We start from the raw sequence: 13575 nt of genomic DNA, 5'->3' as shown, positions 1-13575 counted from the left end.
ATAACCTTACTCATCCAATTGCATTGTTAGAACGGATATAATAAAAAATGAATTTAGGAAGAGCTTTTCTTTACTTACAATGCCGCGCTACCAAATCATTTAAATATTCAATGTTTGTAGCCGTTACATTTTCAGATATTCTAGCCGTAATAATAATAGGTGCCCATTGAAAAATTTCATCTCTCGTTAATCCAGTATTTCTGCAATAAATATGTAAATACATTTCAGCTAATTCTACCGAAGATTGTGAGTACAACAAGTATGTTCGAAACACATCTGTGCGAATGTCACCTGAACTAGCATCAACCCAATCTATAATATTTACGCTCTTATTACTCAAAATTAGATTAAACGGATGGAAATCCCCATGACATAATCTAGGTCCAAATTTGATTGAATGTAACTTATTCAATATATTTCTCTTTTGTTTTTCATCCAATTTATAAACAGATTTAATTTGTCGCTCTAACCTTTCTCTCATTGATTCTATTTCATCTGTGTTCACACGAATAGAATGAATCTTCTTTTGTTCATTCACACAAATATTTATGTAATGCTCTGCCTCATTTAAATTATTTAGCAGGAGATTACCAATACTATCTCCTTTTACGTATTCCATAATAATTGCCTGTCTATTTTTTATCTTTGTCACTTCAAATACGTTTGGAACTGGTACCCCGCATGAATAAGCATATTTTTGTTTTTTTGCTTCATTTATAGACTCTGTATCTGGAAGATATTCTTTAAATAATTTTACAACCTTACTATCATAGAGATAGATTTCTGCTGTATTCCCATTAGCTATCGGATTTCCTAAATTCAATTCATTTCCCTCCTTACTATAAATTAAGCTGACACCTTATACTCCTATATAAATTCAGTGTAATTATGCGGAAACCCTTCTCTACGAAAATATAAAAACTTACCACTTTCTATCCTTAAATAGAAAGTGGTAAGTTTAATTTACTAGGAATATCGGAAGGAAAATGTGGTGTATGCACAATTGAAAATGTATATCCTTGCTCAATAAATGATACTTCATTACGTTTACATTCAAATGATACACTATTTTTCTTAAAGTTATTTTGGATTCGCTGTAAAAATGCGCCGTCTGGTGTTCCGAAAGAAACGTGTACTTTCGGTGGCAAAGCTTTCATCGCAATCGGAATCCATGGTCGCTGCCACCACGTTGCAACAATGTATGCAGTGCAGCCTATTACAAAGCTAAAAATATCCCCATCTTCCATCGTTTTCATATTTAGATTTGATTTCAGCCATTCCCTAAAAATAGGTACACTTTTAACAGGAAGACCAATTTCCCTTACATATAAAATATTTAAAGGTGACTGCGGTACTAATACATCTTCTTTAACATATCTATGTGCGATAATTTCGAGTAGATTTCCATCTCCGTCTTTAAAGTATAAATTGAATCGACCATCCTCTTCATCAATTATATGACCATCTTTCCATTTCGCAATGAGTAATCCAGACTCCTCAAGCCATCTTGCTGTTTCATGAAATTTTGAATATGAGATTTCAAAAGCAAAATGTGCAGGTGCAATTGGTTCATACACTTCTTGAAAACTAATTGTTGTATAAGGTGTTACTTCAAATTGAATAAATGATGCTGTTTCTATTTTTATTGGAAAAGATAATATGTCCTTATAAACTTGTTTTACCCCTTCTATGGAAACCGTTTGTAGTTTTATATCAGAAATATGTGTAATCATTTTACATCCCCCTATTTCATACTATCTATTTGTATTGTATTACACTTATAAATAGATAAAATCAAACGGAAGGATGGATTTTTCATATAGAAACTACAACTTTAGTATGAATATGTTAGCCCCAATTATTTTTTATTTCTGCTATAACAATTTCTGGTTTATCCCAGTGCAACATGTGGGTAGTATCAGGAATTACTTTTACTATACTGTCAGTTTTCTCTTTGAAAACATTTACTGTCTTATCTCTATAATCCGCCCAAACTTGTGGAACTGTAGCTCGAAGTAATACAATATTAGCCGGCAGCTTCTCATATATATCTATCGTTTCATCTTTGTGCATACCTCTTATTATATTACTAGCTGTATTCCCCCTGGCATGCCACCATACTTTATTATCCATTTCGACCCCTAGGTCCTTTACAGCAACTTCTAACAATGAAGACCACCTAGTATAAGCTTCTTTTTCACTTTTGAAAAATTCGTCCCAATTATTAAAAACGTATTCATCAAAGTCCTTTTTATAATAAGCAATTTCTTCTTCCAATGTTTCTTCTTGAAGCCTTTTTGTTTGATATCCACCATCAATAAGAATACTTCCTTGTACTTTTTCTGGATGATTTAACAAATAAAATAACGCTACAAAACTTCCCCATGAATGTGATAGAAAATAAAAGTGTTCGATTCTCAATCCATTTATTAATTCATTTAACCAATTTGCTAAATTGTGCATCTCATAATCTTCCGTTCTTTCAAAGGGCGGTGTTTTACCATGTCCAGGTGCATCAACGGAGATAAATCTATACTCTTCTTTTAATTCCTCAGCAATTTCTATAAAACTTAAACTCGTACTTCCTAATCCATGTAAACAAAAAATAACAGGTTTATCCTTATTCCCCCATTCAGTAATATGTACGTTTAATTTTTCATTGTTAATATAGTAACGTTTCAAAACACTCATCCTCTATATTTCGATTTTTCAATTTACACTTTATTTATTTCTATTATTTTCAAGTATTTCCTGCATTCTTTTCCACACAAAAAGCTGCTTTTCTTTAAATGAAAAGCAGCTTTTACACTAAAATATATTATAATTTAACAGCGATAATCATAAATCTTTTTGAATTCGTACGAATCCCTTTTTCAGAACTATTCGTTTCAATGAACTTTTGTAAAATAGTAAAATCCTCTTCCTCTTCTCCAAATCTAGGAATAATAGGCGTATGTTTTAATACGAAAATGAGATCTTCAGGCGTACTGTAATAATCAGTAACATCATATTCACGTACTTGCACGAGATCAAATCCTGCACTAATAAGTTCATCCATATACTTTTCTTTTAATGTGCCATCTCGTTCACCTAAGCATTGTCCTCTGCCAAATGCTTCTTTCAGTTTTAATTTATCATTCTCACTTACTTGTTGTGTTAAGAAAAAGGCACCCTTTTTCATTACTTTTGCTAACTCAGATGCTAGAAACGGAGCATGACAACTTGAAGCAATATCAAAATGGGCATTCGGAAATGTTAAAGCTTCAGAACCCATTTGAAGAAACTCAACATTTTGTACACCTGATTTTTTCAAGTTAGAATGTGCCGTTTCAATCATGCCGTTAGAATTATCAATTCCAATTAACAATTTAGCTGATGATGCTATGTTAAGTACATTTTCTCCTCCACCTGTACCAACATCAAGTAAAATATGTGATGGTTTACACCTTTCTTTTACCTCACTATAAAAGTCCCATGTATCTCCTACAGTTTCACATTTTATTTTGCTAAAATCCCATCCATTTAATCTTCCTACTTTATCATAAAAGCTTTTGTACTCTAATTCATTCACCTTATAACTCCCCTTTGTAAAAACGAATTAAATATGTATAATAACCTACAACACTATTTAATTATATATTATAAAATACAAATTATTAAAACACCATTTCACTTCGTACGACGCTAAGTTTACATAACAATTTTATAGTTCACCTTTATCTATATGTTCTAAATGTCCTCTTCCCCAACTACACATACTATCCAAAACAGTACTGACTGTTTTTCCATGTTCAGTTAAGCTATATTCTACTTTAGGTGGTATTTCTTGATAATACTTATGAATCTTATAAATCTCTTTATCTTGTAAAAAGGCCTGGCCATAATAATGAAATTGCACATACTGTTCTATATTTAATGCAAAATAGTTTTACTACGGGTAATGTATTATTTCCAGATGGAGGGTACACATATCATTAAATTATTAGCAACAAAAGCCCCTTATTACAGTGGCTTTTGTTGCTAATTTAAACATCGCTGAAGTAATATAGGATTCTCTTTTATTAGTTCTGCTAACAACACTAATTGCGGAAAAGGTCATAAGATTAACTCTTTATCCAGCAACCCCTTTTGTTCTCGAATTATTCCGCCTCATCCAATAAAAGCCGCCCTAATTTCTATTCCCTACACTTTTATATAAAATCAATATTATAAAGTAGGATTCAACAACTTCTTACAGAATTCTATATTTAATACGTATTGGACGGATTATTTTCAAGTTCCTCTATAAAAAAGGGAGGTCATACAATTGTGAAATTTGTACAAGAACAAAGATTAACTGTCAAGACAACTTTTTCAAAAGAATACAAGATTTTTATTTTGGGTTTACTCATTTCACGAATCGGGGATTCACTATATACTTTTGCACTGCCTTGGATTGCCTATCAATTAACTGGTTCAGCTGTAATTATGAGTTCTTTATTTGCTGTTAACGTATTGCCAATCGTTTTATTTGGCCCTTTAGTTGGTGTACTAGTTGATCGATATGATCGAAAAAAGTTACTTTTGATATCAGATATTACCAATATTATTTTAGTAAGTCTCGTACCAATTTTACATGCATTACATCTATTAGAAGTCTGGCATTTATACGTAATTACTTTTATCTTAGCAGTTATGTCCATGCTTTTTGATGTAACAACAGTTACAGTCATTCCACACATCGCAGGTGCATCATTAACGAAGGCTAATTCTTTATATCAAATGGTTAATCAATTGGCTAGTTTGTTTGGTCCAATCATAGCTGGGCTTTTCATATCTTTTATTGGCGGCTTTCAAGTACTTTGGATTAATGTTCTTTCATTTATTGCTACATTAATTGCTGTGATTATATTACCTTCTATGAAAAACTTAAATAAAAAGAATACTAATAAAAAAACATTGCAAAATGTACTAAATGATTTGTTTGATGGTTTTAAATGGCTCAAAAATGATCGGTTAAATATAGCTTTGTCACTTCAAGCTATGGTAGGTAACTTTGGAGCAAGTGCTGTTTTAGGTGTACTTATGTATTATTTATTATCGACATTAAATCTTACCTCCGCACAAAGTGGCTATAATTATACTTTAATAGGAATAGGTGGGCTTTTAGGAAGCTTAATTGCCGTTCCTTTAGAAAAGAAATTTCGACGTGGTGTACTTATTCCTTTACTCCTATTTTTAGGAGCGCTTGGGTTAACATTTGCTTTGTGGAGTACATATTGGCTTGCTCCCGGAATTGCTTTCGGAATCGCGATGACATGTAATATCACATGGAATACGATTGTTACATCAATTCGGCAGGAAACTGTTCCATCCAATTTGCAAGGACGTGTTTTAGGTTTTTCTCGTGTACTTACACGATTATCTATGCCATTGGGGGCATTAGTAGGTGGAATTATTTCAGCCTACAATCCTGTATTTAGCTTTAGCTGCTTTTACTAAAATAATTGAAGTCTTTATTGCCTTATATAGTCCGATACGAAAACTGCAAAGATGAAGATTTATATATTTTGAGATATTAATAAAATAAAAAAGGCATAAAACATGCCTTTTTTTATTACTTATTTGTTTATTGGATAACAAACTTCTGTAACCCACTTATTAGGATCGGATTCCATCGCTGGGCTCACATGATAAATATTAAACATCGGGCCTGCTAATTTGTAACCCTCTGTCTCAATCCATTTTGCCGCAGCCTCATTTACAGCTGTCATCTGTTCATAACTTCCATTAACTGTTATAGAAGCTACATTAGTCGATTCCATATTTTTAAATGTAACGTCTTTTGTATTTTCGTGCTTACCAAGAATACTTAGCTGTATTTCTATATCCACATCATTTTCTTTGTATTCACGATCATGGAAAACCGCAATACTATAATTCGGTTGGGCAATACTAATATTTTTCATTTGAATTTCTTGCATTAATACACTCCATAAATCACCTTCGCAATTATACGATGGAATAATCTTTCTAACACTAGCTACAGTTCTTTCTGGAATTTCTTTTATTGAAACATGATAATTCATCTCAACAACATCCTCTCTCATCGTTTTCATTGAGTCTTCGAGGAGACGTAATTGTTTTTGGAGGTTATTCATGTCTTCTTTAATTTGAGCACTACGATTTAAAAATTGCTCTTTTATGGTATCTATATTATCGCATTCTATTATTTCTTTGATGGTAGCAATATTAAACCCCATAGCTTTTAACGTTTGAATTTGATTTACTTTTTTTAATTGGTCTGCTGAATAAAATCGATATCCACTCTGCTCATCGACTTTTACTGGTTGTAGTAATTCCACTTTATCGTAGTGTCTCAACATTCGTATACTAATGGAAGATAGTTTTGAAAAATCCCCTATTTTAAACATGATTTCCTCCTATAAGTTACATCTACTTTGAAGCTCAACTTTATCTTAAACAATGACATTGTGTGAGAGTCAACTGTTTATAACGTTTGAATTATATTTCTTTATTTACTTTTATATCCTCTGCCTTCTTTAGGTTATAAAAATTCACTAATTGATTCGATCGCGACTAGCAATCAATTGATTTACCTTCATATGAACCTCTATTCTTATTTCTCATTAAAAACATATTTGCAATATAATAATTACATAATGAATATTACCTATTATGCAATTATCCTCTCACTTCATGAATCTTATCCTTGTATATTTCAAACCACTGTTGCCATTCATCTTTAGAAAATTCTTTCTCTTCTCCTTCTAAAACGTAAGAAAAAAGATTTAAACAAATATGCCAACCAGCTATATCTCTCGGTGTATGATCTGTTAATTCATGAATGTACTCTTTAAGGAATAAAAGAGTACTATTTTCCTCTTTATGTATTTCAAATCGGACACGGTCTTTATCCCAAGTAAATTCAAGTACTGAGTTTAGTTGACACTCTAAAATATCAATGTTTATGAATGAACCGTCCATCATGTCGAACTTTATTATTCCACCAGTTTTAAGGCTTTCAATCTGTAAATTGGACATCCATTTTTTCAGCTTACTGTTTTCTGTTAATACAGACCAAACTTCCTCTACCGTATATGGAAATTCGCGCTCAAATTTTACTATATATCCACCAGTTAGTTTCCCAATTTCAGCTATCATTTTGATTGCCTCCTCATATAGAATATATGTTCTCATTTTATTTTACAAGAATATAAATATAAAATAAATATTTATGTCAACGAAGTGTTAATTTAAAGTGAATGACGCTGAGAAAAACTTAAATATTTTCTAAATCGAGTTATATAGTATTGAAAATTAAATATAGATTTACGTACAAATAAAAAAGCCACATTTGCGACTTATGAAATCATGGGATTAACTCCTTTTTTGGTTAAATGATTAGCGCTTAATCGCATCGATAATTAGCGATGGAAAACCAAGTTTATCGCCTTTATTTCTAGAATCATACCTTTTCGAACGGAAAATAACACCGTCGTTTGCATCCCATTCGTTGTAATAAAACTGACCATTTTCATCACAATATTCAAGTAAAACTACCTCGAATCCAGCAGTTTCAAACATTTTCGTTAATGTTTTATAATTATGAACGATTTTATGACTTGCTGCTGGATGATCTTTCGGACCGGGTCCCCCTATTTGAACTATATTTTGATATGCCTCATCCTGAAAGAATGCATCAGGGACTCCGCATCGAATATGACCAGATGCTTTTAAAAATTCATAACAAATTTCAGCTGCTCTTACACCTTCTTCAAAAGTAAGGTGTTCCCATACATGCTCAGCTAAAATAGCTGAAATAGAGTTGTATTCAAATCTTTCTTCCCACGTAGCTTTATCTAGTAAGTTAAGTTCATCTTCTTGTGTTTGAATCCAGCCTGAATTATTATTAAACGCTCCAGCTCCGACAACTACTTTAATTTCGTCTTGTTTTATTGCCACCATGTTCACCTCTTAAACATTTTAATTCATTAATATATTCTATGTTTACTATTATCCTTCCTCCTTCAACAAATGTAGTACCATGAGTCCAGTACAATACCGAACTCATGCCCTAAAAACTCTCTAACGCAACAATCTGTCTAACTCTATAAAATTAGTTCATAATATACGATTTTTCTTACAGAAATATAGCACAGCAAACATTAGCATAATACCAATTACGTAAAAAATTGTTGTTCCGCTCCCACCAGTATTAGGAATTACCCAATTATTCTTCGCATTTTTCACTGTTATTTTTTGTGTCTTTACTGCTTCTGTAATTTCTATTTCTATTGGATCTCTAAGTAACATGTATCCGTTCGGTGCTTTTATTTCTTTAATCGTATACTTTCCAATTGCTAATTGGTTGGAAATTACCTTTCCTTTTTCATTCGTTATTAATCTACTAACTTCTTTCCCTTCTTTATCTAACACTTGAAATACAGCGCCTTTTAGCTTTAATTCACTATCCTTATCATCAACTTTTTCAATTTCAAATTGCCCAGTCGGATCTGGCAATTTCTTATTTTCTATTTTAATTTCTACTACTGTATCTTTTTCTATTTTTACAGCTATTTTATCTTTTAATAATTCATAGCCTTTAGGTGCCTCTATTTCCACTAGGGTATAGTTTCCTATTGGTAAGTCTTTTGATATCATTTCTCCTTTTTCATCTGTTATTAACTCTCCAACTACTTTTCCTTTTGCATCTTCTATATGAAACTTTGCCCCTGCTAGTTTTTTATTTTTATCACTTATGTCTACTTTCACAAGCTTCATTTTCCCCATTGGATCGGGCAATTTCTTATTTCCTATTTTAATTTCTACTTCTGCATCTTTTTCTATTTTTACAGTTATTTTATCTTTTAATAATTCATAGCCTTTTGGTGCCTCTATTTCCACTAAGGTATAGTTTCCTATTGGTAAGTCTTTTGATATTACTTCTCCTTTTTCATTTGTTACTAGTTCTCCAACTATTTTCCCATTTAAATCTTCAATTTTAAACTTTGCTCCTGCTAGCTTTTTATTTTTATCACTTATGTCTACTTTCACAAGCTTCATTTTTCCCATTGGATCGGGCAATTTCTTATTTCCTATTTTAATTTCTACTTCTACATCTTTCTCTACTTTTACAGCTATTTTATCTTTTGATAATTCGTAACCTTTAGGTGCTTCTTTTTCCACTAAAGTATAGTTTCCTATTGGTAAGTCTTTTGATATCGCTTCTCCTTCTTCATTTGTTACTAGTTCTCCAACTATTTTCCCATTTAAATCTTCAATTTTAAACTTTGCTCCCACCAATTTTTTATTATCATTATTACTATCAACCTTTTTTATTTTTACTTTTCCTGTACTAGGCTTGTTCCAATGTTTCCAGTTAAATTTGAAATTGTGAAACTCAAATCCACCAGTTTGTTGTACCGCACCAACAAATGCTTGTCCATTAATCGAACCGCCTTTTGTTTCTAATACAGCATTGGGAGCAAACACACTCCCAACTACACCATATCCCTCTGTTGTAATTTTTTTCGCATTTGGAAAAACCCAAATCATTTTCCCATATAGCTCAGTAAACGGGGAATTAGGCGAATATGGTTGTGATGTAGGAACTATATCTGTAGCCTTTCCAATATTGTTCGTGTCATATAGAATAGACCCATTTTTAAATGTAACCTCTATTGCATCTGAATACATTACAATAAAATCTTTGTCCTTAGCATTGGGCAAAAATACATCTCTTATATCTAAATTAATTTTCCCTGTCAATTCTGATGAAACATAAATATTAGGATTGTTTATATCTTTTCCGATTCCATGACTCATATTTGGAATTGGGGTATTCGTTTTATATTGACCTGCATTTTTACTGACTTGGTTCACTATATTGCGAAATTCATTAAATTTCGCGTCAATTTCTAGTTTTTCTTTATAAACGATACGATCATAAGAGGATTGTATGATGCGATCTGGATCACTCTCTTTTGTCATTACGACTATTCCGTTTTGAATGATAAAAGATTCTTCTCTTGATTTTTTTAGTTTTCCAGACAATAACAAGGACGGATATCCCTCATCAACCCATTTTTCACCTACTATATTAGATGTTCCCGCTGCAGCACCTACAATCGTATACCCCGATGCATCCATATCACCTTGAACTGCAATTGCTCCTTCAATGTCGCCACCTATTGCTTTATGGTTACCAAAGACAACTGCATTATAACGCGATATATCACCTAGACCTTCTAAGTTTGTCGTGGATCCATATACTTCTTTTGGTACATATACGACAAAACTTACACTTAACATTAACAAAACAATAAAATGAATACTTACCAGCTTGAATCGTAGCCTCAATTCCTTTGTTCCCACCTTTACCGTATTTTTTCTATAGTCGAATAAAATGACATATTTATCAATGAGGATTTACTTCATTCCCTACATACCTTCTTTACTTATCTCTGAATTTCCGGTCCCACTGTCCATTAATGCAGGATAAATAAATAAATACATTCTATCTAGTTAACCTTTTCTTATAAATTACGACTAGAAACACACATAACAATAGGATTAGAACTATTACAGTCCACTTATTAAATATAAATATCTCTGTACTCACTTTTTGTTTTTCTTTCTCGTTTAACTCCACGCGCTCACCTCGAACTAGCAATCTATTGGTGTTTATTCCATAAGGCGTACACGTAATTAAAGTTGTATAATCTTTATTTTCTACAATTTGTAGATCGTCCGTTTCGTGTGGTAACACTACTTTAATTTGATCTACTTTATAAGCAAGAACTTTGTCTAAAGAATGAATATAAAAAAGATCTCCTTCACTCAACTTATCTAAATCTGTAAATAATTTTGCTGATGGTAAACCACGATGCCCTGTTAAAATAGTATGCGTACTTTCTCCACCTACCGGGAGCGAAGAAAAATCTAAATGACCTATCCCGCGACCCAATACTTCCTCAGAGGTCCCTTGATAGATTGGCAGTTTTATATTAATTTTCGATATTTCAATATACCCCATTACATCTCCTAAATTTAACACATCAGCATACGCTTGATGATTACTTTTTTTTTCAGAAAATGGATCTGTAAATGTTTTCGCAGAAATTTGAACTTGTTTATTATATTCGGCTGCTTCTTTTTCCCTACGTTCGACTTCTTTCTTTTGTAATGCTTTAATCTTCTTATCGTAAGAGCTAATCTCAGAATAATGTGCACGAGTCGCCAACCAATTACTAATAGTAGGATATAAAAAAATACCTAATCCAAATAAAAAAATACCTCCCAAAACAAGATTTCGTTTCATATTTCCACCTCTGTATATGCTTAAATATCGAAAAGAGGGAAGCATTTTGCTTCTCCCCTTTTCCCATAGTTACATGTTCCTAAAATCTTAATTTCTAGCAAACTTTTTTCTAAAGAAAACAAATGCCGCTGTAAGCATTAACGTAAGGCCTATTACAGTAAAAAGAGTCGTTCCTATGCCACCCGTTACCGGAAGAATCCATCCACTTTTATTATTTTCAATCGTCAATTTAACCGTTTGATTATTTTCACTAATCTTTACATCAATGGGGTCTTTTAATAATTGATAAGATGCTTTTGTACCATCTTCTTTTGTATATGTTGGTGCTTTCGTTTCAAAAATTTGATAGTCTCCATATGGAATGTTAGACCATTTAATAACACCATTTTCATCTGATACACCTGTTACTTCTTTTCCTGCTACGACAACTATTTTTCCATTATTATCTTTAAGTACAAACTCTGCACCTTTTAATTTATTCTTATTAGCACTATCAATTTTTGTTAACTCAATTATTCCAGTTGTCGGAATAACAACTACAGGTTTAGATTCCTTTTCTCCAATTACATCATTTTTATTTGTAAAATGTATTTTTGCTGTATTTAAAATTTCCGAACCAGATGGTACTCCTTCTTTTACTTGGGATTTAATTTGCAAATGAAATTCTTTTTTACCATCTAATTTTGTGAAATCTTTTACTGTAGCTGTTACTTTTTGACCTTCTATAGCTACCTCAACAACGTTTGCATTTACTTCTGCTCCATCAATTTTCACGATTGGCTTTCCTTGAATCACTAAACGATTATCCAAAGTATCTGTTACCACATATTTTTTGTATTCCTTAATGTCTTCTGGAATTAATGTTTTAATATCATAATTATAATTAGTTAAAGGATTTATTGGTAACGCTTCCAATTTTCCGTTAATTTTTTTATCAATTGTTGGTTCTTCATTGTTTTTCACTTCTATTTTAACTACTGTACCAGAAGTAATAGTTCCATCTTCATTAATTGTTCCGGAGTTCTTAACAAAAAACTCACGTTTAGTTGGATCTATTACGTAGCCTTTCGGAGCTTTTGTTTCTTGGAAATAGTATTCACCATACTCCAATCCTTGCACGCGAATATGACCATTAGCATCTGTTACTAACTCTTTTTTCACTTCTGTACCATCTTTTTTAAATAAAGAGAATACTGCACCTGCTAATGCTTTTTCATTTACACCAGTTTTTATTAAATCCACTGCACCACGTTTAATCTCATTTTTGGGATACATGTGAACATCATAGTTTAGCACCTTACCCTCTTTATTCGTTAATGGGATATCCACTGTATACGTATTGGGATTTAGATTAACATGTGGAGGTCCTGCCACTTCTTTCACCTCATAACGTCCTAGCGGAAGATCTTTTAATACAGCTTGTCCGTTATCATCTGTTACTACTTGATTTGGAGTGGCTCCCATTACAGGTTTCACGTCTTCTTTTACGATTTTCCCATCGTTTGAAATTTTTTCAAAAGAAGCAACCCTTTTCACTTCAAACGTTACACCTTTTAATGGTTTCACATCTTTTGGCACCTCTTGATTTGCAGAACCGTCACCTTCTAGTCCCTGCGCTCCATCTTTTTCTTGTTCATACTTATGAATCGTTAAAGTACCTTTAGATGGTGAATCTGCCTTTACTAATACACTAGACCATGTAGAAAATGTTAAGAATAACACTAAAAGCACACTAAATATTTTTTTCATTTCTCTTATCCCCTTTACTACTTCTATCATTTTAAAAATTTCTTTATTACTATTACCTTCTTAAAAGCAATAGTGTGCCAAGTATCAGATTTAAACGAATAACATAAAACATAGTCGTCCAACAATCCATTGTTTACAATCACTTATTCACTTTTCTTATCTTCTATTATTACGTTGTCTCTCCGCATGATATATGTAATTTTCTCCCCTAAATTACACGTATATCCCTATTTCAAGAATCATTACATTTGTTACATAATAGCTTTCACTGCTAATTTCGACTAGTCACTTACTGTCAATCTATTCATATCTCACTTCCTATCCCTATTTAAAATCCAATCTTAATCATTTTTTGATACATATAAGTAATAACCAACAAATAAGTGTGACGATTCATATTTTACGTTACTGTCCAAAACTATTACCTGTATATTCAAATAATATGTGCTATTCATGTTAAATTATGGTATTATTCTTAGAAGTTTATAACTTTTATTTATATT

10 protein-coding genes and 4 pseudogenes are annotated in these 13575 nt (G+C 32.0%); 2 read left to right on the top strand and 12 right to left on the bottom strand.

Annotated elements, in window-relative coordinates; translation table 11 throughout:
* Positions 1-70: 70 nt before the first annotated feature.
* From BHV55_RS12770 to BHV55_RS12750, 5 genes and pseudogenes are all read right to left on the bottom strand, one after another.
* The gene (locus BHV55_RS12770) at positions 71-823 is read right to left on the bottom strand and encodes a phosphotransferase family protein (RefSeq protein WP_070758160.1); all 753 of its coding nucleotides are present in this window, start codon (positions 821-823) and stop codon (positions 71-73) included.
* Between the two features lie 115 nt (positions 824-938).
* Positions 939-1733: a VOC family protein gene (locus tag BHV55_RS12765; RefSeq protein ID WP_000627917.1), complete on the bottom strand. Its 795-nt coding sequence runs from the start codon at positions 1731-1733 to the stop codon at positions 939-941.
* A 115-nt stretch (positions 1734-1848) separates the two neighbouring features.
* Entirely contained in the window at positions 1849-2682 is an 834-nt protein-coding gene (locus tag BHV55_RS12760) for an alpha/beta fold hydrolase (RefSeq protein WP_000833438.1), read from the bottom strand.
* A gap of 136 nt (positions 2683-2818) precedes the next feature.
* Positions 2819-3571, bottom strand: coding sequence for a class I SAM-dependent methyltransferase (locus BHV55_RS12755; protein WP_001003876.1), 753 nt, complete (start codon positions 3569-3571; stop codon positions 2819-2821).
* Positions 3572-3703: 132 nt separating this feature from the next.
* A pseudogene (locus tag BHV55_RS12750) lies at positions 3704-3838 on the bottom strand (winged helix-turn-helix transcriptional regulator); the annotation flags it as partial.
* Here BHV55_RS12750 and BHV55_RS12745 point away from each other — a divergent pair.
* Positions 3838-3978, top strand: a pseudogene (locus BHV55_RS12745) (SDR family oxidoreductase); the annotation flags it as partial. The pseudogenes BHV55_RS12750 and BHV55_RS12745 sit on opposite strands and share 1 nt — an antisense overlap.
* Positions 3979-4020: 42 nt before the next feature.
* On the opposite strand, the pseudogene BHV55_RS27895 reads toward BHV55_RS12745, so the two are convergent.
* A pseudogene (locus BHV55_RS27895) lies at positions 4021-4128 on the bottom strand (NUDIX hydrolase); the annotation flags it as partial.
* A gap of 180 nt (positions 4129-4308) precedes the next feature.
* Between BHV55_RS27895 and BHV55_RS12740 the strand changes: the two are divergent.
* Positions 4309-5536: pseudogene (locus BHV55_RS12740) on the top strand (MFS transporter).
* A gap of 64 nt (positions 5537-5600) precedes the next feature.
* Here the strand turns inward: BHV55_RS12740 and BHV55_RS12735 are convergent.
* The 6 genes from BHV55_RS12735 to BHV55_RS12710 form a co-directional block, all read right to left on the bottom strand.
* The gene (locus BHV55_RS12735) at positions 5601-6413 is read right to left on the bottom strand and encodes a MerR family transcriptional regulator (protein ID WP_070758158.1); all 813 of its coding nucleotides are present in this window, start codon (positions 6411-6413) and stop codon (positions 5601-5603) included.
* Between the two features lie 271 nt (positions 6414-6684).
* Positions 6685-7164 (bottom strand): SRPBCC family protein, encoded by a 480-nt coding sequence (locus BHV55_RS12730; RefSeq protein ID WP_070758156.1) that lies wholly within the window; start codon positions 7162-7164, stop codon positions 6685-6687.
* Between the two features lie 240 nt (positions 7165-7404).
* On the bottom strand, positions 7405-7968 hold the full coding sequence (locus BHV55_RS12725; protein ID WP_139147431.1) for a class I SAM-dependent methyltransferase: 564 nt from the start codon (positions 7966-7968) through the stop codon (positions 7405-7407).
* Positions 7969-8124: 156 nt separating this feature from the next.
* On the bottom strand, positions 8125-10362 hold the full coding sequence (locus BHV55_RS12720; protein ID WP_070758154.1) for a SpaA isopeptide-forming pilin-related protein: 2238 nt from the start codon (positions 10360-10362) through the stop codon (positions 8125-8127).
* Positions 10363-10519: 157 nt separating this feature from the next.
* The gene (locus tag BHV55_RS12715) at positions 10520-11323 is read right to left on the bottom strand and encodes a class C sortase (protein WP_083320243.1); all 804 of its coding nucleotides are present in this window, start codon (positions 11321-11323) and stop codon (positions 10520-10522) included.
* 87 nt (positions 11324-11410) lie between these two features.
* Positions 11411-13072: an LPXTG cell wall anchor domain-containing protein gene (locus tag BHV55_RS12710; protein ID WP_000719305.1), complete on the bottom strand. Its 1662-nt coding sequence runs from the start codon at positions 13070-13072 to the stop codon at positions 11411-11413.
* Between the last annotated feature and the right edge of the window lie 503 nt (positions 13073-13575).

It is taken from the genome of Bacillus sp. RZ2MS9 (genome assembly GCF_001816185.2).
GTDB classification, from domain to species: Bacteria; Bacillota; Bacilli; order Bacillales; family Bacillaceae_G; genus Bacillus_A; species Bacillus_A cereus.
Note: the sequence above shows the minus strand (reverse complement) of the source record. Positions and strands in the feature narration are given on the sequence as shown.

What these genes read in the sequence shown, in the direction of transcription:
- BHV55_RS12735 (WP_070758158.1), bottom strand. Translation starts at nt 6,413, where the DNA reads ATGTTTAAAATAGGGGATTTTTCAAAACTATCTTCCATTAGTATACGA.
- BHV55_RS12765 (WP_000627917.1), bottom strand. Translation starts at nt 1,733, where the DNA reads ATGATTACACATATTTCTGATATAAAACTACAAACGGTTTCCATAGAA.
- BHV55_RS12725 (WP_139147431.1), bottom strand. Translation starts at nt 7,968, where the DNA reads ATGGTGGCAATAAAACAAGACGAAATTAAAGTAGTTGTCGGAGCTGGA.
- BHV55_RS12710 (WP_000719305.1), bottom strand. Translation starts at nt 13,072, where the DNA reads ATGAAAAAAATATTTAGTGTGCTTTTAGTGTTATTCTTAACATTTTCT.
- BHV55_RS12715 (WP_083320243.1), bottom strand. Translation starts at nt 11,323, where the DNA reads ATGAAACGAAATCTTGTTTTGGGAGGTATTTTTTTATTTGGATTAGGT.
- BHV55_RS12730 (WP_070758156.1), bottom strand. Translation starts at nt 7,164, where the DNA reads ATGATAGCTGAAATTGGGAAACTAACTGGTGGATATATAGTAAAATTT.